General features: G+C 70.8%; 20 protein-coding genes and 1 tRNA gene. 17 read left to right on the plus strand and 4 right to left on the minus strand.

Features of this window, described 5'->3' with window-relative positions; translation table 11 throughout:
• The first annotated feature begins 58 nt into the window (after nucleotides 1–58).
• The 3 genes from EV382_RS29130 to EV382_RS29140 all read left to right on the plus strand — a co-directional run bounded on the left by EV382_RS29130 (nucleotide 59) and on the right by EV382_RS29140 (nucleotide 3,107).
• Entirely contained in the window at nucleotides 59–1,864 is a 1,806-nt protein-coding gene (locus EV382_RS29130) for an ABC-F family ATP-binding cassette domain-containing protein (RefSeq protein WP_130407110.1), read from the plus strand.
• Between the two features lie 101 nt (nucleotides 1,865–1,965).
• On the plus strand, nucleotides 1,966–2,421 hold the full coding sequence (locus tag EV382_RS29135) for a DUF4383 domain-containing protein (RefSeq protein ID WP_130407112.1): 456 nt from the start codon (nucleotides 1,966–1,968) through the stop codon (nucleotides 2,419–2,421).
• A 209-nt stretch (nucleotides 2,422–2,630) separates the two neighbouring features.
• On the plus strand, nucleotides 2,631–3,107 hold the full coding sequence (locus EV382_RS29140; RefSeq protein WP_130407114.1) for a DUF4383 domain-containing protein: 477 nt from the start codon (nucleotides 2,631–2,633) through the stop codon (nucleotides 3,105–3,107).
• A gap of 31 nt (nucleotides 3,108–3,138) precedes the next feature.
• Here the strand turns inward: EV382_RS29140 and EV382_RS29145 are convergent, their stop codons facing one another.
• Both EV382_RS29145 and EV382_RS29150 read right to left on the minus strand, forming a co-directional pair.
• Nucleotides 3,139–3,837: a TetR/AcrR family transcriptional regulator gene (locus EV382_RS29145; protein WP_130407116.1), complete on the minus strand. Its 699-nt coding sequence runs from the start codon at nucleotides 3,835–3,837 to the stop codon at nucleotides 3,139–3,141.
• A 224-nt stretch (nucleotides 3,838–4,061) separates the two neighbouring features.
• Nucleotides 4,062–5,027: an acyl-CoA desaturase gene (locus tag EV382_RS29150; RefSeq protein ID WP_130407118.1), complete on the minus strand. Its 966-nt coding sequence runs from the start codon at nucleotides 5,025–5,027 to the stop codon at nucleotides 4,062–4,064.
• Nucleotides 5,028–5,343: 316 nt separating this feature from the next.
• Between EV382_RS29150 and EV382_RS29155 the strand changes: the two genes are divergently transcribed.
• The 8 genes from EV382_RS29155 to EV382_RS29190 all read left to right on the plus strand — a co-directional run bounded on the left by EV382_RS29155 (nucleotide 5,344) and on the right by EV382_RS29190 (nucleotide 13,118).
• Nucleotides 5,344–5,415 (plus strand) — tRNA-Gln (locus tag EV382_RS29155).
• A 110-nt stretch (nucleotides 5,416–5,525) separates the two neighbouring features.
• A complete protein-coding gene (gene glmU / locus EV382_RS29160) occupies nucleotides 5,526–7,085 on the plus strand; it encodes a bifunctional UDP-N-acetylglucosamine diphosphorylase/glucosamine-1-phosphate N-acetyltransferase GlmU (RefSeq protein WP_130407120.1) in 1,560 nt (519 codons plus the stop codon).
• A 58-nt stretch (nucleotides 7,086–7,143) separates the two neighbouring features.
• Nucleotides 7,144–8,124 (plus strand): ribose-phosphate diphosphokinase, encoded by a 981-nt coding sequence (locus EV382_RS29165; protein ID WP_030329105.1) that lies wholly within the window; start codon nucleotides 7,144–7,146, stop codon nucleotides 8,122–8,124.
• Nucleotides 8,125–8,457: 333 nt separating this feature from the next.
• Nucleotides 8,458–9,156, plus strand: a complete 699-nt coding sequence (locus EV382_RS29170) for a 50S ribosomal protein L25/general stress protein Ctc (protein WP_130407122.1) — start codon at nucleotides 8,458–8,460, stop codon at nucleotides 9,154–9,156.
• 94 nt (nucleotides 9,157–9,250) lie between these two features.
• Entirely contained in the window at nucleotides 9,251–9,841 is a 591-nt protein-coding gene (gene pth / locus EV382_RS29175) for an aminoacyl-tRNA hydrolase (protein WP_130407124.1), read from the plus strand.
• 131 nt (nucleotides 9,842–9,972) lie between these two features.
• Nucleotides 9,973–10,803, plus strand: coding sequence for an inositol monophosphatase family protein (locus tag EV382_RS29180; protein WP_130407126.1), 831 nt, complete (start codon nucleotides 9,973–9,975; stop codon nucleotides 10,801–10,803).
• A gap of 75 nt (nucleotides 10,804–10,878) precedes the next feature.
• Nucleotides 10,879–11,790: a sulfate adenylyltransferase subunit CysD gene (gene cysD, locus EV382_RS29185; RefSeq protein ID WP_130407128.1), complete on the plus strand. Its 912-nt coding sequence runs from the start codon at nucleotides 10,879–10,881 to the stop codon at nucleotides 11,788–11,790.
• Nucleotides 11,790–13,118 (plus strand): sulfate adenylyltransferase subunit 1, encoded by a 1,329-nt coding sequence (locus EV382_RS29190; protein ID WP_425271951.1) that lies wholly within the window; start codon nucleotides 11,790–11,792, stop codon nucleotides 13,116–13,118. Before cysD ends, EV382_RS29190 begins: the two co-directional genes overlap by 1 nt.
• A 92-nt stretch (nucleotides 13,119–13,210) precedes the next feature.
• Here EV382_RS29190 and galK read toward each other — a convergent pair whose 3' ends face one another.
• Nucleotides 13,211–14,380: a galactokinase gene (gene galK / locus EV382_RS29195; RefSeq protein ID WP_130407130.1), complete on the minus strand. Its 1,170-nt coding sequence runs from the start codon at nucleotides 14,378–14,380 to the stop codon at nucleotides 13,211–13,213.
• Between the two features lie 56 nt (nucleotides 14,381–14,436).
• The gene (galE, locus tag EV382_RS29200) at nucleotides 14,437–15,366 is read right to left on the minus strand and encodes a UDP-glucose 4-epimerase GalE (RefSeq protein WP_244237011.1); all 930 of its coding nucleotides are present in this window, start codon (nucleotides 15,364–15,366) and stop codon (nucleotides 14,437–14,439) included.
• Between the two features lie 222 nt (nucleotides 15,367–15,588).
• Here galE and EV382_RS29205 point away from each other — a divergent pair, with 222 nt between their 5' ends.
• The 6 genes from EV382_RS29205 to EV382_RS29230 all read left to right on the plus strand — a co-directional run bounded on the left by EV382_RS29205 (nucleotide 15,589) and on the right by EV382_RS29230 (nucleotide 20,353).
• Nucleotides 15,589–16,758 (plus strand): hemolysin family protein, encoded by a 1,170-nt coding sequence (locus EV382_RS29205; RefSeq protein ID WP_425271952.1) that lies wholly within the window; start codon nucleotides 15,589–15,591, stop codon nucleotides 16,756–16,758.
• Between the two features lie 33 nt (nucleotides 16,759–16,791).
• Nucleotides 16,792–17,817, plus strand: a complete 1,026-nt coding sequence (trpS, locus tag EV382_RS29210) for a tryptophan--tRNA ligase (RefSeq protein WP_130407134.1) — start codon at nucleotides 16,792–16,794, stop codon at nucleotides 17,815–17,817.
• Nucleotides 17,818–17,842: 25 nt separating this feature from the next.
• A complete protein-coding gene (locus EV382_RS29215; RefSeq protein ID WP_208758515.1) occupies nucleotides 17,843–18,412 on the plus strand; it encodes a 2'-5' RNA ligase family protein in 570 nt (189 codons plus the stop codon).
• Nucleotides 18,413–18,521: 109 nt separating this feature from the next.
• Nucleotides 18,522–19,448, plus strand: coding sequence for a YihY/virulence factor BrkB family protein (locus EV382_RS29220; protein WP_130407138.1), 927 nt, complete (start codon nucleotides 18,522–18,524; stop codon nucleotides 19,446–19,448).
• On the plus strand, nucleotides 19,448–19,834 hold the full coding sequence (locus EV382_RS29225) for a GntR family transcriptional regulator (RefSeq protein ID WP_130407140.1): 387 nt from the start codon (nucleotides 19,448–19,450) through the stop codon (nucleotides 19,832–19,834). The genes EV382_RS29220 and EV382_RS29225 overlap by 1 nt, the downstream gene beginning before the upstream one ends.
• A gap of 81 nt (nucleotides 19,835–19,915) precedes the next feature.
• Nucleotides 19,916–20,353, plus strand: coding sequence for a hypothetical protein (locus tag EV382_RS29230; protein ID WP_130407142.1), 438 nt, complete (start codon nucleotides 19,916–19,918; stop codon nucleotides 20,351–20,353).
• Nucleotides 20,354–20,411: the final 58 nt, after the last annotated feature.

A 20,411-nucleotide genomic window follows, 5' to 3' on the forward strand; every position in this document is an offset into this window, starting at 1 on the left:
GGGAGAGGCGTCCAGGTGCCCGCCGGCACCGGGACGCTTTGATCATGAAGGGTGGAACGTGGCGAACATCGTCAATCTGGACCGGGTGTCCAAGGGGTACGGCGCCGCCGGGCGGCTGCTCACGGACGTCTCGCTCGGCCTGGACGACGCCGACCGGATCGGTGTGGTCGGCCTCAACGGCGCCGGCAAGTCCACCCTGCTGCGGCTGCTCACCAAGCAGGAGGACCCCGACGACGGCCGGGTGACTCACCGCCGTGACCTGCGCGTGCTCTGGCTGCCGCAGCAGCTCGCCCTCGCCGCCGAGGCCACCGTCCGGGACGTGGTGCTCGGCACCGCCTGGCTCGACGAGGGCATGGGCGCCGAGCACGAGTGGGCCGGCGACGCCGGGGTGCGGGCCATCCTCGACGGCCTCGGCATGCCGCACCTCGGCCTCGACCAGCCGGTCGGCCCGATGTCCGGTGGCGAACGACGCCGGGTGGCGCTCGCCGCGCTGCTCGTCCGTGACTCCGACCTGCTCATCCTCGACGAGCCCACCAACCACCTGGACGTCGGCGGTGTCGACTGGCTGGCCCGGCACCTGGTCGGGCGCAAGGGCGCCCTGGTCGTGGTCACCCACGACCGGTGGTTCCTGGACGCGGTCTGCACCACCACCTGGGAGGTCGCCGACCAGACCGTCCGCGCCTACGAGGGTGGCTTCGCCGCCTGGATCCTCGCCCGCGCCGAGCGGGAGCGGGTCGCCGCCGCCACCGAGGCCCGTCGGCAGAACCTGCTCCGCAAGGAGATCGCCTGGCTGCGCCGGGGCCCGCCCGCCCGGACGTCCAAGCCGCAGTTCCGCATCGACGCCGCGAACGCGTTGATCGCCGACGTGCCGCCGGCGCGCGACACCATGTCGTTGCAGCGGATGGCGGTTTCGCGCCTCGGCAAGCAGGTGTACGAGCTGGAGAACGTCGAGCTGCACGCCGGCCCGAAGGAGATCCTGCGCGACGTCAGCTGGCTGGTCGGCCCGGGTGACCGGATCGCCATCCTCGGTGCCAACGGCGCCGGCAAGACCACCCTGCTGCGGATGCTCGCCGGCATCACCCGCCCCGCTGGTGGTCGCCTCGGCACCGGCTCCACCGTGCGACCCGCGTTCCTCTCCCAGGAGCTCAGCGAGCTGCCCGGGCACCTGCGGGTGTTGGAGGCGGTGGAGGAGGTCGCCCGTCGGGTTCAGCTCGGCGACCGGGAGGTCTCCGCGGCTCAGCTCGCCGAGGTGTTCGGCTTCGACGACCGCCGGCTCTGGACCCCGGTCAGCGACCTCTCCGGTGGGGAACGCCGCCGGTTGCAGATGCTGCGGTTGCTGGCCGGCGAGCCCAACGTGCTGCTCTTCGACGAGCCCACCAACGACCTGGACACGGACACCCTCGCCGCGCTGGAGGACCTGCTCGACTCGTGGCCCGGCACGATCATCGTGGCCAGCCATGACCGGTACCTGATCGAGCGGGTCACCGACACGGCGTACGGGATGTTCGGCGACGGTCGGTTGGTGCACCTGCCGGGCGGGGTGGACGAATACCTGGCGCGGACCGCCGAGCGGGCCGGGACCAGCCGCGCCGGGTCCAGCCCGACCGTCGCGCCCAGCGGACCGGCCGCCAGCGGCATGTCCGCCGCCGAGGTCCGCCAGGCCCGCAAGGAACTGACCCGGTTGGAACGGCAACTCGGCAAGCTCGACCAACGGGAGAGCACGCTGCTCGATCAGCTCGCCGCCGACGCCACCGATTACGCCCGGGTCGCCGAGTTGGACGCCCAGCTCAAGGATCTGCGTGCCGAGCGGGAGCGGATCGAGGAGAGCTGGATGACCCTCGCCGAGGACCTGCCGGAGAGCTGATCGACCGGGCGCGCCGGCCCGGGCCCCGTGTGCGGCGTCACACCACCACATGCGAGACAATCGTCGGCGACACCTCACCCCACGGCGTTGGAGACACAGACATGGCCCACACCCCCGTCAACCACCCCGCGCGGCCGATCTACCGGGCGATCGGCGGGCTGACCGGTCTGTACCTGGTCGTCTTCGGTGTGCTCGGCATCATCGCGAGCACCGGCAACGAGATCCTCGCCCAGGACGACACCCGGGTCCTCGGTCAGGGCACCAACCTCGGCTTCTCGCTGCTCTGCGCGCTGCTCGGGCTCGTCGTGCTGGTCGGCACCGCGCTCGGCCGCAACATCGACGTGGCGATCAACCAGTGGCTGGCGTACGGCCTGATGGTGATCAGCCTGGCCGGTCTCGCGTTCATCCGGACCGACGCCAACATCTTCAACTTCAGCATCAGCACCGTGATCGTGGTGATGACGGCCGCCCTGGTGCTGCTCATGGTCGGCATGTACGGCAAGGTCGGTACGGAGGATGAGGCGGAGGCGTTCCAGAAGGCTCGCCTGGTCCTCTGACTTTTTGGTTGCGGCTGTGGTTTTCGCCGGAGCCCGATCTGCTCCGGGCGGTCAGGCTTGATCCCTGCGCAGCTCGGGCTCCGGCGAAAACCTGACCTGGTCCAGCCTTCGGCGGACCCTTCCGGCTTTGTGGTTCTTCGGACAGTTGGGTTTCACCTGGGCGACAATTCCCCTGAAACGGTCGAACTCAGGTGGATGGGGTCAGGGGTATGCCGCATTTTCCGGTCAACCATCCGGCACGGCCGCTCTACCGGGTCCTCTCCGGGCTGATCGGCGTCTACATCCTGGTCTTCGGTGTCTGGGGCGTCGCCGAGACGATCGGCGATCCGCTCTTTGCCCGCACCAGCACGTGGGCGCTCGGGCTCCGGACCAACCTGGCCTTCTCGCTCGCCTCGGTGATCTTCGGGGTCGTCCTGATCATCGGGGCCTCGCGGCGCACCAACCTCGGCCACTACATGAACCTCACCGCCGGTGTGGTGTTCCTGGTGACCAGCATCCTGATGATGTCGGTGCTGCAGACCGAGGCGAACTTCCTCAACTTCTCGATGTCGACAGTGGTCGTGTCGATGCTGTTCGGCCTGATCCTGCTCGGCACGGGCCTCTACGACAAGGTCGGGCCACCGGAGCACGCCGAGGCGGAGCTGGAGAACCGCAAGCACCCGGTGGCCGACATGCACCGCCGCTGACCAGGGGGCAGCGGCAGTGCGCTGATCAGGGTCAGTGGCGGCGCGCGGTGATCAGGGTCGGCTTCGCCTCCAGGTGCGACAGCCCGTTCCAGGCGAGGTTGACGAGGTGCGCCGCCACCGTCTCCTTGCGCGGCTTGCGCACCTCCAGCCACCAACTGCCGGTCAGCGCAACCATGCCCACCAGGGCCTGCGAGTACAACTCGGCGAGCTTCGGGTCGTACCCGCGGCTCTTGAACTCGGCGCCCAGGATGTGCTCGACCTGGTGCGCCACGTCGTTCATCACGCTGCTGAAGGTGCCGGTCGCGGACATCAGCGGCGACTCGCGGACCAGAACCCGGAATCCGCTGGTCTCCTCCTCGATGTAGCCCAGTAGGGCCAGCGCCGCCTGTTCCAGCAGCTCGCGCGGGTGCCCGGCGGTCAACGCCGTGGTGATCCGATCCAGCAGGGCTCGGACCTCCCGGTCCACCACCACCGCGTAGAGCCCTTCCTTGCCTCCGAAGTGCTCGTACACCACCGGCTTGGAGACCTTGGCGCGAGCCGCCACCTCCTCGATGGAGGTGGCGTCGAAGCCGCGCTCGGCGAAGAGTTGCCGGCCGGTCGCGATCAACTGCTCCCGTCGCTGGGCCGCCGACATCCGGACCCGGGAGGGTGCCTTGGCTTTCGGTGCCGCCGCCGGTGCCGCCCGTCGGCCGCCGACGCGGGCCACCGCGTCTCCGTTTACCTCAGGCATCTCGCCGCCTTGCTGGCGCTCGGTGACGCCCTGCCGTGGGATGGTTCCTCCGCTGTGCCCGTTCACGTCGTCGCCTCACTGGCGGGCGGTCCGACCACCCTGCCGCGCCGTTCGACCGTACCCGGATCGGGCCCGGCCCCCCGCCGGCCAAGCCGCCCGGTCCCCCCGCATGGCTCGGTCATCCGGCCATCCTGCCAGGCGGCATCACCGTGCACCGCCCGGTTTCAGCGCGGTGCGACCGGCTTCACGAGCTTCGCGGCGAGCCGCTCCGGCTTTGGCCAGCGCACCTGCGTCGCCGCGCCGACCTTCTCGAACAACCAGATCACCCGGGCCGAGATGTCCACCTGACCGCGCAACACGCCGTGCCGGGCGCTGGTCGGGTCGGCGTGGTGCAGGTTGTGCCAGCTCTCGCCGAACGACAGGATCGCCAGCGGCCAGAAGTTCGACGCGCGGTCGCCCTGGCGCATCGCGAACGGACGCTCGCCATAGACGTGGCACACCGAGTTGATCGCCCACGTGACGTGGTGCAGGAGGCCGATCCGGACCAGCCCGGCCCAGAAGAACGCGGTCAGCGCACCCTGCCAGGACCAGGTCACCAGGCCGCCGATCAGCGCCGGGCCGAGCAGCGAGATCGCCACCAGCGCGGGGAAGAGCCGATCGACCCGGCTGATGTCCCGGTCGGCGATGAGGTCCGGTGCGAACCGCTCCCGGTTGGACAGCTCCCGGCGGAACAGCCAGCCCACGTGCGCGTGGAACAGGCCCCGGGTCAACGCCCAGAAGCTGGTGCCGAAGCGCCACGGCGAGTGCGGGTCACCCTCCAGGTCGGAGAAGGCGTGGTGCCGCCGGTGGTCGGCGACCCACTGGATGATCTCGCCCTGCACCGCCAGCGAACCCGCGACCGCCAGAGTCACCCGCAGCCACCGCTTGGCCTTGAACGAGCCGTGCGTGAAGTAGCGGTGGAAGCCGACGGTGATGCCGAGCCCGGAGACGACGTACCAGACCAGGCCGATGAGCACGTCGGTCCAGCCCAGCCAGCCGCCCCACGCCACCGGCACGGCGACCAGCAGGGCGACGAAGGGGATCACCACGAAAGCCCAGAGGGCGGCCAGGATGCCGGGGGACTGGCTGCCGTCGGTGAGTGGTTTGGGGCCGGGGCCGGCGGTGTTGGGATCGAGCAGGGCAGTGGACATGGGACCTCGCAGGGGGAAGGAAAACGATCACGAAGTTACGCCTACGTCACCGTAACTTACGGCACCGTAGATCGCACGGGGAAGTTTCGAATCCCCCTCACGTAACCGCTCGAAGTCGCAGGTCAGCAAGGTTTGCGACGGGTCCGTGAACGGCCCCGGAAGCGGGCCGCCCGGCTGCCCGCCGGGCACCGTCCCGGCGTCGCCCGACGCCTGTCGCGCGCAGGGCGCCGGGATGAGCGATGGCAACCGGCGGCCGGGACGCTAAGGTGTAGCGGCGGGATGTCCAATCCCTCCTGCGACGTGCTCGCGTCGCTGATCGGCCGTGGTGTAACTGGCAACACCCGGGTCTTTGGTACCCGTATTTCAGGTTCGAACCCTGGCGGCCGAGCTGCCCACCTACGTCCGTTTTAGGGCCTGGTGGGGGTAACGGGGGACCGTGCCGGGCCTCGCGACTAGCATGGCCGCGAGAGTGTCCGCCGTCCCGACGGGAGCCACGTCGTGCCCCAGCCCCACCTCCGTACCGTCGTCGTGCTCGCCGCCGGTGAGGGCAAGCGGATGAAGTCGACACTGCCCAAGGTGCTGCACCCGCTGCTGGGCCGCACCCTCCTCGGTCACGTGCTGAGCGCCGCCGCCCCGCTGGGCGCGGACCGCACCGTCGTGGTGGTGGGGCACGGCGCCGACCAGGTCCGGGCGCACCTGTCCGAGATCGCCCCGGACGCCACCCCGGTGCTCCAGGCCGAGCAACTCGGCACCGGGCACGCCGTGCGGATCGCGCTGGACGCCGTACCGGACGGCGCCGGCACGGTCGTGGTGATCAACGGAGACGTGCCGCTGCTGCGACCCGAGACGGTGGGCGCGCTGGTGACCGCCCACGAGGAGGCCGCCGCGGCGGCCACCGTGCTGGCCGCCGAGGTGCCCGACCCGACCGGCCTCGGCCGGATCGTCCGGGACGCCGACGGCCGGCTGGAGCAGATCGTGGAGGAACGCGACGCCGACCCGACGCAGCGCGCGATCCGGGAGATCAACGCCGGCATCTACGCGTTCGACGCGGCGCGGCTGCGCGAAGCGCTGGGCAAGCTCTCCACCGACAACGACCAGGGCGAGGAGTACCTGACCGACGTCTTCGGTCTGCTCCGCTCGGCCGGTGAGCCGGTGGCGGTGCACGTCGCCGTGGACCACGTCGAGACGTTGGGCTGCAACGACCGGGTGGAGCTGGCCACGCTGCGCCGGCTGCTGCGCGACCGGATCAACGAGGCGTGGATGCGCACCGGGGTGAGCCTGCTCGACCCCGCCACCACCTGGATCGACGTGACGGTCGCGCTCGACCGGGACGCGGTGGTCGACCAGAACACCCAGCTGCGCGGCAGCACGGTGGTCGGCGCGGGCGCGCTGATCGGCCCGGACGTCACGCTGGTCGACACGGTCGTCGGCCCCGCCGCGTCGGTGATCCGCAGCCACGCCGTCGGCGCGGAGGTCGGCGCGGGCGCGAGCGTCGGGCCGTACGCGTACCTGCGGCCGGCCGCCCAGCTGGCCGAGAAGGCGAAGGTCGGCACGTTCGTCGAGGTGAAGAACTCGCAGATCGGGGCCGGCTCGAAGGTGCCGCATCTGACGTACGTCGGTGACGCGACGATCGGCGAGCAGACCAACATCGGCGCCGCGTCGGTCTTCGTGAACTACGACGGGGTCAACAAGCACCGCACGGTGATCGGCAGCCACGCCCGGACCGGCGCGGACAACATGTTCGTGGCGCCGGTCGAGGTGGGCGACGGGGCGTACACGGCGGCTGGTTCGGTGATCGTCGACGACGTGCCGGCGGGCGCGATGGGTGTCGCCAGGGCGCGCCAGCGCAACATCGAGGGCTGGGTGGTCATGCGCCGCGCCGGCACAGCCGCGGCGGAGGCGGCGCAGCGGGCCCGGGACGCCAAGGGTGCGCAGCGAGTCGGCGACGCCGAGGGTGCGTCGGGGGTGGCCGGCGCTGCAAGTGACAGTGAGGCAATGCACGGGGTGGCCGAGACGGTGGGCGGCGCATCCGGCTCGGGAGATACTGCAACCGAATAGTCCCTGACCCACCACCACCGGGTCGGGTACCGCCGACAAAACGGGAGCAGACGGGCCCATGGGCAGCATCGTCGCCGAAAACCGCAAAAGCCTGATGCTCTTTTCCGGACGTGGCTTTCCGGAGTTGGCCAAGGAGATCGGCGAGGTGCTCGGCGTCGCGCCGACCCCGGCCGACGCCTACGAGTTCGCCAACGGCGAGATTTTCGTACGGTTCAAGGACTCGGTGCGTGGTTCGGACGCCTTCGTGGTGCAGTCCGTCACGCACGGGGTGAACACCTGGGTCATGGAGACCCTGATCATGGTGGACGCGCTGAAGCGGGGGTCCGCCAAGCGGATCACCGTGGTGCTGCCGTTCTACCCGTACGCGCGCCAGGACAAGAAGCACCGCGGTCGGGAGCCGATCTCGGCCCGCCTGGTGGCGGACCTGCTGAAGACCGCCGGCGCGAACCGCATCCTCACCGTCGACCTGCACACCGCGCAGATCCAGGGCTTCTTCGACGGCCCGGTGGACCACCTCTTCGCGATGGACATCCTGGCCGAGTACGTGGAGCACAAGTACGCCGGCCGGCCGATGACCGTGGTCGCACCGGACTCGGGCCGGGTGCGGGTGGCCGAGCGGTGGACCGACCGGCTGGGCGGCTGCCCGCTGGCGTTCATCCACAAGACCCGCGACCCGATGAAGCCGAACCAGGTCGTGGCGAACCGGGTGGTCGGCGAGGTGGAAGGCCGGGTCTGCCTGATCGTCGACGACATGATCGACACCGGCGGCACGATCGCCAAGGCCGCCGACATTCTCAAGGAGTCGGGTGCTGCGGAGATCGTGGTCGCGTCCACCCACGCGCTGCTCTCCGACCCGGCCACCGAGCGGCTGAAGAACAGCTCGATCAGCGAGATCGTGGTGACGAACACGCTGCCGCTCCCGCCGGAGAAGCAGTTGGACAAGCTCACGGTGTTGTCGATCGCGCCGCTGCTGGCGCGGGCGATCCGGGAGGTCTTCGACGACGGCTCGGTGACCACCCTCTTCGGTGGCCTGAGCTGAGCCTGAGCCCGGTTTCCGCCACTTGACACGCGGGGCGGGGCGGGCTGGCACACTGGCGGAAAAGGGGGCCGGCACGCTGGTGGGAGCACCACCGGCGCGCCGGTCCTAGGCCGTGACCGGGGACTGCCGGAAACCCTGGAAACAGCTCGGGTAGACTGGTGCGGTTGCCACGGCGAGGGTGCCCGGCGGGCCGCTGAAAAGCGCCGCACGGAGGCACCGTCATCGACGCGGTGCTCCGGGCAGTCGTTCATGACGCATGAGCCCCAGCGAGCCCCTCGCCCCAGCACCGCCAGACGACAAGCCGCCGCAGCGAAAAGCATCAGGAGTTTCCCCGTGTCCGAGGTAAAGATCAGCGCCGAGCCCCGTACCGAGTTCGGCAAGGGTGGTGCCCGCCGTACCCGCCGGGCCGGCAAGGTGCCCGCCGTGCTGTACGGCCACGGCGAGAAGCCCAAGCACATCGCGCTGCCGTCGCGGGAGTTCGCCGCCGCGATCCGTAAGGGTGGCGCCAACCAGCTCTTCGCGATCGACATCACCGACGGCACCCAGGTGCTGGCGCTGCCGAAGGCGATCCAGCGTGACCCGATCCGCGACACCTTCGAGCACGTCGACCTGCTCCTGGTCCGTCGCGGCGAGAAGGTCACCGTCGAGGTCCCGGTGCAGCTGACCGGCGAGGCCGCGAAGGACACCCTGATCGTGCACGACCACGACACCCTCTCGGTGACCGCGGACGCCACCAAGGTCCCGGACCACCTCGAGGCGTCGATCGAGGGCCTGGAGGCGGGCACCCAGGTCAGCGCCAGCGACGTCACCCTGCCGGCCGGCGTCGAGCTGGCCGTCGACTCGGAGCTGACCGTCGCGTCGGTGACCGCCGCCCCGACCGCCGAGCAGCTCGAGGCGACGCTGCCCGAGATCGAGGTCGCCACCGACGAGGCCGAGGCCGAGGTCGGCGAGACCACCGAGGGCTCCGAGGACGCGGACGCCGCCCCGGCCGCCGAGGGCGACGAGACGACCGAGGCGCGCACCGAGGCCTGATCGGTTCGTACTGTGCGACAGGCGTCCCCGGATGTTCGGGGGCGCCTGTCGGCATATCGGGAGTCGCTGCGGTGGGCGTCGGAAGGGACGAATCGTGACGGACGAGGCGAGGCCGTGGCTGGTGGTCGGCCTGGGCAACCCGGGTCGGGAGTACGCCGGCAACCGGCACAACGTCGGGTTCATGGTGGCCGAGCTGCTGGCCGGACGGGTGAGTGCGCGTTTCGGTCGGCACAAGCGGGCGGTCGCCGAGGTGGCTGAGGCGCGGCTGGGGTTCGGTGGGCCGAAGCTGGTGCTGGTGAAGCCACTGACGTACATGAACCTCTCCGGCGGGCCGGTCGCGGCGCTGGCGCAGTTCTACAAGGTGCCGGCCGCGCAGGTGATCGCGGTGCACGACGAGCTGGACATCGGGTTCGGCCAGCTGCGGGTCAAGTTCGGCGGCGGCGAGGGCGGGCACAACGGCCTGCGCTCGATGTCGAAGTCGTTGGGCACCAAGGACTACGCCCGGGTGCGGTTCGGTGTCGGCCGACCGCCGGGGCGGCAGGATCCGGCGGATTATGTGCTGTCGGATTTTGGCGCGGCCGAGCGCAAGGAGCTGGATTTCCTGGTGGACCGGGCTGCCGACATGGTGGAGTCGGTGGTCACCAAGGGCGTCGAGCCGACGCAGAACCTCTACCACGGCAGCTGAGCCGGGCGGGGCGTACCCGATCGGAAACGGCGGGCCGGTAGTCTGCGCCTTTCGGCGTGCCGCGACCGGCGACGCGAGTCGCGGCGGATCGGCCCGTGCGGGCAGCGCGGCGAGACGACGGGAGCGGGCAGATGAGCAGTCCTCCGATGATCGATGGCGCGTTCGCCCGATGGTTGGCGTCCCGGGCCGGGCAGGCCCTGCTCGACCTGCGCACGGAGATGGGTTTCGCCGACACCGGTGCGTTGAAGTCGGCCGGGGACAAGGTGTCGCACGACCTGATCCGCACCGAGTTGGCGAAGTGGCGTCCGGGTGACGCGGTGCTCTCCGAGGAGGACGAGGGGTCGCGGTTGGCCTGGGCCGCGGAGGTGAACACCGGGGCGGTGTCGCGGCTGACCGCGGATCGGGTCTGGATCGTCGACCCGTTGGACGGCACCCGGGAGTTCTCCGAGGAGGGCCGCTCGGACTGGGCGGTGCACGTGGCGCTCTGGGCGCGCAACGCGCCGAGTCCGCACGGGCTGATCGCCGGGGCGGTGGGGTTGCCGGCGCAGCAGCGGGTGCTGGGCACGGACTACCCGCCGGCGTACCCGCCGATGACGGTGGAAGCGGCGACGGCCGGCGAGCGGAAGATCCGCCTGGCGGCGAGTCGGAGCCGGCCGCCGGTCTTCCTGAGCGATCTCGCCGAGGACGTCGGGGCGCACCTGGTGCCGATGGGCTCGGCCGGCGCGAAAATCGCGGCCGTGGTCACCGGCGAGGTGGACGCGTACATCCACGCAGGTGGGCAGTACGAGTGGGACTCGGCCGCCCCGGTCGCTGTGGCGACGGCCACCGGACTGCACGCTTCCCGGATCGACGGTTCTGCGCTGAAATACAACGAGGCGGATCCGCGGCTGCCCGACCTCCTGGTCTGCCGCAAGGATCTCGCCACCCGGTTGCTTGCAGCGCTGCAGAAACATTCCGGGTAACCTGAGCGGACTTTCTTGACATGCCCGACCGGAAAGGTCTGGAAATCGGATGAGCGAGCGAATCGAGCCGGTGTCATGACCACCCCCGCCGCCTACCAGGTCTCTCATCTGGACGCCTTGGAAGCGGAGAGCGTCTTCGTGATGCGCGAGGTGGTCGCCGAGATGGAACGCCCGGTGCTGCTCTTCTCCGGTGGCAAGGACTCGATCGTCATGCTGCGGCTGGCGCAGAAGGCGTTCGCCCCGGCCAACATCCCCTTCCCGGTCATGCACGTCGACACCGGGCACAACTTCCCCGAGGTTCTGGAGTACCGCGACCAACGGGTCGCCGAGCTGGGGTTGCAACTCGTGGTGGCGAGCGTGCCGGAGGCCCTGGCCAGCGGCATGGTCCGGGAGTCCGCAGACGGCATGCGCAACCGGATCCAGACACCGGTGCTGCTGGACGCGGTGGAGAAGCACCGCTTCGACGCGCTGTTCGGCGGCGCCCGCCGGGACGAGGAGAAGGCTCGGGCGAAGGAGCGGGTGTTCAGCTTCCGCGACGAGTTCGGCCAGTGGGACCCGAAGAACCAGCGCCCGGAGCTGTGGTCGCTGTACAACGGCCGGCACCACCCGGGTGAGTCGATCCGGGTGTTCCCGCTGTCCAACTGGACCGAGCTGGACGTCTGGCACTACATCGCCCGGGAACGCATCCCGCTGCCCTCGATCTACTACGCCCACGAGCGCGAGGTGATCGAACGGGACGGCATGTTCTACGCCGTCAACGAGTTCTTCCGCCCCCGCGCGGGTGAGGAGCGGTTCAAGGCGCAGGTGCGCTACCGCACCGTGGGCGACGCCTCCTGCACCGCGGCGGTCCGTTCCGACGCGGACACCGTGGAGAAGGTCATCGAGGAGGTGGCGGCCACCCGGATCACCGAGCGTGGCGCCACCCGCGGTGACGACCGGGTCAGCGAGGCCGCCATGGAGGACCGCAAGCGGGAGGGCTACTTCTGATGAGCACCGAGATCGTGGCCTCCGCGAATGCGGACGCGCTGGCTGTCACCGGGGCCGGGCCGGAGCCCCGGGCGATGGACCTGCTGCGGTTCGCCACCGCCGGCAGCGTGGACGACGGGAAGTCGACCCTGATCGGGCGGCTGCTCTACGACACCAAGTCGCTCTTCACCGACCAGTTGGCCGCGGTGGAGGCGGTCAGCGCCGCCCGTGGTGACGAATACACCAACCTGGCGTTGCTCACCGACGGGCTGCGTGCCGAGCGGGAACAGGGCATCACCATCGACGTGGCGTACCGCTACTTCGCCACCCCCCGGCGCAAGTTCATCATCGCCGACACCCCCGGGCACATCCAGTACACCCGCAACATGGTCACCGGGGCGTCGACGGCGGACCTGGCGCTGATCCTGGTGGACGCGCGCAAGGGCCTGGTCGAGCAGTCCCGCCGGCACGCGTTCCTCTGCTCCCTGCTGCGGGTGCCGCACCTGGTCCTCTGTGTCAACAAGATGGACCTGGTCGACTGGTCGCAGGAGGTCTACGAGAAGATCGCCGACGAGTTCACCGCGTTCGCGGCGAAACTCGACGTACCGGACCTGACCGTGGTGCCGATCTCCGCGTTGCGGGGCGACAACATCGTCACCCGTTCGGAGAACATGCCCTGGTACGAGGGCCCGTCGCTGCTGCACCACCTGGAGCGGGTGCACATCGCGAGCGACCGCAACCTGGTCGACGTCCGGTTCCCGGTGCAGTACGTGATCCGTCCGCAGTCCACCACGGTCACCGACTACCGCGGCTACGCCGGTCAGGTCGCCTCCGGCGTGCTGAAGCCGGGCGACGAGGTGATGGTGCTGCCGTCGGGCTTCACCAGCCGGATCGCCGCCGTGGAGACCGCCGACGGGCCGGTCCCGGAGGCGTTCCCGCCGATGTCGGTGACGGTACGACTGGCCGACGAGATCGACATCTCGCGGGGCGACCTGATCTGCCGGCCGAACAACGCACCGGCGGTGGCCCAGGACATCGAGGCGATGGTCTGCTGGATGGACGAGACGGCCCCGCTGCGGATCGGCGGCCGGTACGCGATCAAGCACACCACCCGGTCGGCTCGGGCGATCGTGCGCGGGCTGCACTACCGGCTGGACATCAACTCGCTGCACCGCGACGAGTCGGCCGACGAGCTGCGGCTCAACGAGATCGGCCGGGTGCGACTGCGTACGACCGTGCCGTTGCTGGCCGACGAGTACCGCCGCAACCGCACCACCGGCGGCTTCGTCATCATCGACGAGGCGACCAACCGCACGGTGGGCGCCGCCATGATCGTCGAAGCCAGCTAACCCCACCCTCCACCCCCGGTGATCAAGAGGTCTGCGTCAGCCTTCGGGTTCGAATTGACGCAAACTTCTTGATCACCGGGGTGGGGTGAGGATTAGTCCAGGCGGGTGGCGCCGGGGGCCGGGAGGACGGTCACCGTGCCGGGGGCGGTGAAACCGCGCTCCGCGTACGCGTCGGCCACGGCGTCGGCCACCGCATCGGCGCGGTCGGCCTCGACCAGCGCGAGCACGCATCCGCCGAAGCCACCGCCGGTCATCCGGGCGCCCAACGCACCGGCCGACAACGCCGCCTCGACCGCGGTGTCGATCTCCGGCACGGTGATCTCGAAGTCGTCGCGCATCGAGACGTGCGAGGCCGTCAGGAGCGGGCCGATGTCGCGGACCCGGGCGGCGCGCAGCAGCGCCACAGTGTCCAGGACGCGCTGGTCCTCGGTCACCACGTGCCGGACCCGTCGCCGGGTCTCCTCGTCGTCGAGCTGCGCCAACGCGTCGTCGAGCTGGTCGACGCCCACGTCCCGCAGGGCGGCAACGCCGAGCGCGCCGGCCCCGGCCTCGCAGGAACGACGGCGGGCCGCGTACTCCCCGTCGGCGTGGCGGTGCGGGGCCCGGCTGTCGACGACCAGCACAGCCAGCCCGGCGGCGTCCAGATCGAACGGAATGTGCTCGACCGACTCGTCACGACAGTCGAGGAAGAGGGCGTGCCCGGCGCGGCAACGGATCGCCGCGGACTGGTCCATGATCCCGGTCGGCGCGCCCACGTAGACGTTCTCCGCCCGCTGCGCCAGCCGGGGCTGGAGTGCCGGGGCGAGCTCCAGCCCGCCGAGGTCGAGCAGGGCAGCCAGCACGGCTGACTCCAGCGCAGCCGAGGAGGAGAGCCCGGAACCCAGCGGCACGTCGGAGGCGATCGCCAGCCGGGCACCCGGCACCGGATTACCCGCCTCGCGCAGTGCCCAGACCACCCCCGCGACGTACGCGCCCCAGCCGGTGACCCGACCCGGCTCGGCGACGTCGTCCGCGCCGAGGGTGATCGTCTCGCCGGAGAGCTCGGACCAGACCGTCCAGTGCTCCCCGTCCTGCCGGTCGGCGGCGACGATCGTACGCATCGGCAGCGCGAACGGCAGCACGAAGCCTTCGTTGTAGTCGGTGTGCTCGCCGATCAGGTTGACTCGCCCCGGGGCCGCCCAACGGCCGGAAGCCTCGCCGCCGAACTGCGCGGAGAAACCGGCCGCGGCCCGCTCGACGACATCGCCGCCCGGGTTACTCACGGTGTCGCCTTTCGTTCGCGACTGCGGGGCTCGCAAACCCGGCTCACTCCTCGCGCTCACTGGTGCCCCAGGATGTGGGCGCGGTAGAACGCCCAGGCGTCCCCGACCATGTCGTGCAGGGTCGGCTTCTGTGGCACCCAGCCCAGCTCGTCGCGGGCCAGTGTGGACGAGGCGACCAGCTCGGCCGGGTCGCCCTCGCGACGCGGTGCGACCTCGACGGGCAGGGGGTGCCCGGTGACCTCGCGGACCACGTCGACGACCTGGCGGTTGGTGAAGCCGTTGCCGTTGCCCAGGTTGTAGATCCGGTGCTGGCCGCTGGTGGCCGCGTCGAGCGCCAGCAGATGCGCGCGGGCCAGGTCGGCGACGTGGATGTAGTCGCGGACGCAGGTGCCGTCCACGGTGGGGTAGTCGTCCCCGAAGAGCTGGAGCTTCTCCCGCCGACCGGCGGCGACGTCCAGCGCGATCGGGATCAGGTGCGTCTCCGGGTCGTGCCGTTCGCCGAGCGTGATGTCGCCGTCGAGGTGGGCGCCGGCCACGTTGAAGTAGCGCAGCGACACGGCGGCCAGCCCGTGCGCGATCGCCTCGGAGGTGAGGGCCATGTCGACGGCGAGTTTGGTGGCGCCGTACGTGTTGGTTGGTGCCTTGACCGCGTTCTCGGTGATGGGCAGCTCGGTGGGGTTGCCGTAGACGGCGGCGGTGGAGGAGAAGACCAGCCGTGGCACCCCGGCGGCCCGTACCGCGTCGATCAGGGCGAGGGTGCCGACGGTGTTGTTCTGCCAGTACAGCTCCGGCTTGACCATCGACTCGCCGGCGGCGATCAGGGCGGCGAAGTGCAGCACCCCGTCGAACCCGGCGTCCGCGGTGATGACGCGGGCGGCGTCGTGGATGGACGCCTCGACGTGAGTGGCGTCCGGAGCGAGGGCTTCGCGGTGGCCGGTGCGCAGGTCGTCCAGGATGACCACCTGGTGGCCGGCGTCGAGCAGCATGCGGGTCACCACGCTCCCGATGAAGCCGGCGCCCCCGGTGACGAGCAGTTTCACGTCGTTGCCTCCCTGCCTGGCCCGCCCGGGACGTGGCCCTTCGGTGATCACACTAGGGCGGTGGCCTTCACCGGCACCACCGTCGGCTCATTCCATCATAAACTCTCATGATTAAACAGAGCCGAACATCCCCGGTGCGGTGGGCCCTCGGTGTCTACCATCTCTGTCATGCGGGAAGTGGCCCGTACCGGGCTCCGGCGGCGCGCGCGGGCACACCCCCGCCGCGACCCTGGCCCGCTCGCCCGGGCCGTCGCCCGGGTGCTGGTCCGCGCCGCGGACGGTGCCACCCGACTCGTCACCGACCTGCTCGGAACCGGCCCGACGGCTGGCCGGGAACGCATCTCCGAGGCCGACCTGCGGGACCTGGTCGCCGCGAACACGGTGCTCGACCCGGACGAGCGGCGGATCATCGACGAGGTCCTGGTGGCCGGTGCCAGTCTGATCCGCGAGGTGATGATGCCGCGCACCGAAGTGGTCTTCCTCCCGGCGCGGCTGACCATCGTGGAGGCCGCCCGACTGGTCCGCGCCGAGACGCACACCCGCTACCCGGTCACCGACGGCACCCATGACGACGTGGTCGGGTTCGTGCACCTCCGTGACGTGCTGCTGCGCCCGGACACCGACCCGTGCGTCACCGTCGGCGAGTTGGCCCGGGAGGTGAAGCGGCTTCCCGGCAGCAAACGTGTGCTCGCCGCGCTGACCGAGATGCGCCGGGAGGGCCAGCACCTCGCGGTGGTGGTCGACGAGTACGGCGGCACGGCCGGGATCGTCACCCTGGAGGATCTCATCGAGGAGTTGATCGGTGAGATCCACGACGAGTACGACGCCACCCCGGACCCGGAGCGCGCCGGCCTGCCCGCAGTGGTGGACGGCCGGCTCAACCTCGCTGACTTCGCCGAGCGCACCGGTGTGGCACTACCCGCCGGACCGTACGAGACGGTGGGCGGGTTCGTGATGGCCGCGCTGGGTCGGCTTCCGGTGACCGGGGACGAGGTGCTGGTGCCCGCTGAACCGGCCGACGTCGGGGCACCCGGTCCGGCCGAGCTGTCGGCCGGCTGGCTGCTGCGGGTGCTGGCGGTGGACGGCCGCCGGGTTGCCCAAGTCGCCGTCTCCGCCGCGCGCAACACCGAGCAGCGCCGCGAGCAGAGCACCGGGCAGAGCCGCGGGTACGACGCCGCGCCGGCCTCGGTGGGCGGCCCGCAGCCGGCCCGGGAGGTGGTGGCGGGGCAGCACCGCCGGGTCCCGGTCGCGCCGACGCGCCGGGTCGGCGCGGGCGAACCACGCGAGGTCAGCACCTCGGCACCGGCGGGCCGGAGCCGACCCGCCGGCCCGTCATGACGGACCAGCTCGCTTGCTGACAGAATTATCGCCATGTCCGACGTTCCCGCCCGGCCCCGCGTCTTCTCCGGCATTCAGCCGACAGCCGACTCGTTCCACCTCGGCAACTATCTGGGCGCGGTGCGGCACTGGGTCGCCCTACAGGACACGCACGACGCGTTCTACTGCGTGGTGGACCTGCATGCCATCACCGCCGGGCACGACCCGGCGCTGCTGCGCCAGCGCACCAGGGTGGCCGCGGCCCAGCTCTTCGCGGTCGGGCTCGACCCGGAACGCAGCACCCTGTTCGTCCAGTCGCAGGTGCCCGAGCACCCGCAGCTGGCCTGGGTGCTCGGCTGCATCACCGGCTTCGGCGAGGCCAGCCGGATGACCCAGTTCAAGGACAAGTCGCAGAAGCAGGGTAACGAGCGGGCCAGCGTCGGGCTGTTCACCTATCCGATCCTGCAGGCCGCCGACATCCTGCTCTACCAGGCCAACGCGGTGCCGGTCGGTGAGGACCAGCGCCAGCACCTGGAGCTCTCCCGGGATCTGGCCCAGCGGTTCAACTCGCTGTTCGGTGCCACGTTCACGGTGCCCGCGCCGCACATCGTCAAGGACACGGCCAAGATCACCGACTTGCAGGACCCGACCGCGAAGATGTCGAAGTCGTCGTCCTCACCGGCCGGCATCATCGACCTGCTCGACGATCCGGCCCGGTCGGCGAAGAAGATCCGTTCGGCGGTGACCGACACCGGTCGGGAGATCGTCTTCGACGCCGAGACCAAGCCCGGTGTGTCGAACCTGTTGACCATCCACTCAGCGCTCAGCGGCCGCAGCATCGACGAGTTGGTGGCCGCGTACGCGGGCCGCGGCTACGGCGATCTGAAGAAGGAGCTGGCCGAGGTGGTGGCGGACTTCGTCCGGCCGATCCAGGAGCGCACCCGCGGCTACCTCGACGATCCGGCGCAGCTGGACAAGCTGCTCGCGGCCGGCGCGGAGAAGGCCCGTGCGGTGGCCGCGACGACCCTGCGGTCCACGTACGAACGGGTGGGCTTCTTCCCGCCGGTGCGCGGCGAGTAGCGCCGCGGTACAGGTGGACGGGTCGGTGGTCGGAGGGGCGGCGCGCAGCGTGGATCGCAGTGGTGGGGTGCCGCCGACCGGCGACACCATCCAGATCGGCATCGCGGTGGACATTCCCGAGCCGTGGGGTGCCCAGCTCACCCGGCGGCGGGTCGAGGCCGGTGATCCGCTGGCGGTGCCCGCGCACGTGACGCTGCTCGGTCCCACCGAGATCCGGACGGCCAATCTGCCGGGGATCGAGCGGCACCTGGCCGCCGTCGCCGCCGCGCACCTGCCGTTCACGCTGCACCTGCGGGGCACCGGCACGTTCCGGCCGGTCACCCAGGTGGTGTTCGTCGCGGTGGCCGCCGGGATCAGCGAGTGTGAGCTGCTGGCCGCGGCCATCGCCGCGGCGCCGGGCCTGCACCGCGAGCTGCGGTTCCCGTACCACCCGCACGTCACGGTGGCCCAGGACGTGGCACCGGAGGCCCTGGACAAGGTGTACGAGGATCTGGCCGACTTCTCCGCGATGTTCGAGGTCGGCGCGTTCACCCTCTTCTCGCACAGCGGGCAGGCCAGGTGGCAGCCTCGCCGGGACTTCTGCCTCGGCGACTGAAGCGTCTGCGACTGATGCGTCGGCAACTGACGCGCCGGCGACGCGCCGGCCGGCGAGCACCGGAAGCCGGTTGCCGCTTAAGCGGTGGCGAATCGGCGAGGATGCTGGCGTGAATGTGATCGGCCGGATCGAGAAGGGCATCGACCGCTGGGTGAGCGCCGCGCGCCACCGGTCGGGGTTCTTCGATCATGTGTGGCGGGCCGGCGTGCTCTACGGCGAGGTGCTGGCCGGCCGGTTGGCCGCGGCGATCGCCTACTACGGCTTCTTCGCGGTGTTCGCCCTCGCCCTGGTCGCGTTCTCCGTCTTCGGCGCGATCCTGGAGGACAACGACGAGGTCAGCGCGGCCGCGGCTGACTTCCTCAAGGAGAATCTGCCGTTCCTGGACGCCGAGCAGATCGCCAACTCCAGCAACACCGTCGGTGTGGTCGGCCTGGTCATCCTGGTCTTCACCGGGATCGGCTGGGTGGAGGCCATCCGGTCCTCGCAGCGGCTGATGTACCGGCTCAACCAGCAGCCGGGCAACCTGGTGGTGCGGCGGCTCGTCGACCTGGGCGTGATGATCGGCGTCTTCGTGCTGCTCGGTGTCTCGGTCGCGGCGGTGGACGCGTTGGAGTCGCTGCTGCGCTTCCTGCTGCGCAGCACCGGCTCGGTCGGTCTGACCACGATCAGCGCGGTGCTCAGCGTGCTGGTCAACACCGTGCTCGCCACCGCGCTGCTGCTCGCCGTGCCCCGGCTGCGGATGAGCAGGTCCCGGCTGCGCCCGGTGGTGCTGCTGGTGGCGGTCGGCATCACGCTGCTGAACACCGTCGGGCGGTACTACGTGGTGCGTACCGAGCGGAACCCGGCGTACACCGTGGTGGCCGGCGCCGTCGGCCTGCTGCTCTACCTCTACCTGCTCAACCAGTTGGTGCTGTTCGGCGCGGCGCTCCTCGCGACCAGCACCAACGGCCGAGTGGTGGACCTGGCCGGAACCACCCCGCCAGCGAAGGATGTCGACGAGGGCATCGATCCCGGTACGCCGGGCGGTGCGGGTTGATGACGGAAGGCGCGCAGGTGCTGATCTCGGTTGACCCGGACTCGTCAGTGCCCCCGTACGAGCAGGTGCGGGTGCAGCTCGCCGAGTTGATCGGCGACGGCCGGTTGCCGGTGGGCAGCCGGCTGCCCACCGTCCGGCAGCTCGCCGCTGACCTGCGGTTGGCCGCGAACACGGTGGCCCGCGCCTACCGGGAGTTGGAGGCGGCCGGGCTGCTGGAGACCCGGGGGCGCAACGGCACTTTCGTCGCCCCCGGCAGGGACGACGCCGTCGACCGGTTGCAGCGGGCGGCGGCCGGTTACGCGGCGGAGGCGGCCCGGCTCGGCGTACCGTCGGCCACCGCGCTCGCCCTGGTGCGCGCCGCCCTGGACGCGGTCCGCCCCGGCTGACCGGCCGCTGATCGACAGTCGGACGGGCGATAACTGAGCAGAACGGCGTCGGCGTTCGCGTACGCGGACCATGATGAGCCGGTGGGCGCACTCATGACACTGGACCTGCCGGCGGAGTCGCCGCTCCTCGGCCTGCCGTGGATCATCACGTTCGGTCCGCTCGGTGACCTCGACGAGTGGGAGCCGGTGGTCTGCGGGCCGTACGAGCGGCCGCACGCGTTGGCCCTGGCCGAGGCGGTGGTGGCCGACGAGCAGTTGGTGGCCGTGGTGGAGCCGTTGCTGCCGGCGCTGTCCGCCGACGAGATCCGCAGCGAGATCGCCGCCGCGCAGGTGGCCGCCGAGGACGAGGCCCGGCAGGTGGAGAGCGCCGATCTGTACGGGGACTTCGACGACGTGATCGACGAGGAGTTGGACGCGGCCGCGGACGAGGCGGGCCACGGTGAGCCCGCCGAACCGCCCGACGAGGCGGAGGTACGCGCCGGCTTCACCCGGATCGCGGCGTTGCTCACCGCGAAGTGAACCGTTCGGGCCGTCGACGTCAGCGGGTCGGCGCGCCGTACCGGTGCCGCGCGGAGCG

The sequence above is a fragment of the Micromonospora violae genome, from assembly GCF_004217135.1.
Lineage (GTDB): Bacteria > Actinomycetota > Actinomycetes > Mycobacteriales > Micromonosporaceae > Micromonospora > Micromonospora violae.

What these genes read in the sequence shown, in the direction of transcription:
- EV382_RS29135 (WP_130407112.1), top strand. Translation starts at nt 1,966, where the DNA reads ATGGCCCACACCCCCGTCAACCACCCCGCGCGGCCGATCTACCGGGCG.
- EV382_RS29140 (WP_130407114.1), top strand. Translation starts at nt 2,631, where the DNA reads ATGCCGCATTTTCCGGTCAACCATCCGGCACGGCCGCTCTACCGGGTC.
- EV382_RS29145 (WP_130407116.1), bottom strand. Translation starts at nt 3,837, where the DNA reads ATGCCTGAGGTAAACGGAGACGCGGTGGCCCGCGTCGGCGGCCGACGG.
- EV382_RS29150 (WP_130407118.1), bottom strand. Translation starts at nt 5,027, where the DNA reads ATGTCCACTGCCCTGCTCGATCCCAACACCGCCGGCCCCGGCCCCAAA.
- EV382_RS29165 (WP_030329105.1), top strand. Translation starts at nt 7,144, where the DNA reads ATGGGCAGCATCGTCGCCGAAAACCGCAAAAGCCTGATGCTCTTTTCC.
- EV382_RS29180 (WP_130407126.1), top strand. Translation starts at nt 9,973, where the DNA reads ATGAGCAGTCCTCCGATGATCGATGGCGCGTTCGCCCGATGGTTGGCG.
- cysD (WP_130407128.1), top strand. Translation starts at nt 10,879, where the DNA reads ATGACCACCCCCGCCGCCTACCAGGTCTCTCATCTGGACGCCTTGGAA.
- EV382_RS29190 (WP_425271951.1), top strand. Translation starts at nt 11,790, where the DNA reads ATGAGCACCGAGATCGTGGCCTCCGCGAATGCGGACGCGCTGGCTGTC.
- galE (WP_244237011.1), bottom strand. Translation starts at nt 15,366, where the DNA reads ATGCTGCTCGACGCCGGCCACCAGGTGGTCATCCTGGACGACCTGCGC.
- EV382_RS29205 (WP_425271952.1), top strand. Translation starts at nt 15,589, where the DNA reads ATGCGGGAAGTGGCCCGTACCGGGCTCCGGCGGCGCGCGCGGGCACAC.
- trpS (WP_130407134.1), top strand. Translation starts at nt 16,792, where the DNA reads ATGTCCGACGTTCCCGCCCGGCCCCGCGTCTTCTCCGGCATTCAGCCG.
- EV382_RS29225 (WP_130407140.1), top strand. Translation starts at nt 19,448, where the DNA reads ATGACGGAAGGCGCGCAGGTGCTGATCTCGGTTGACCCGGACTCGTCA.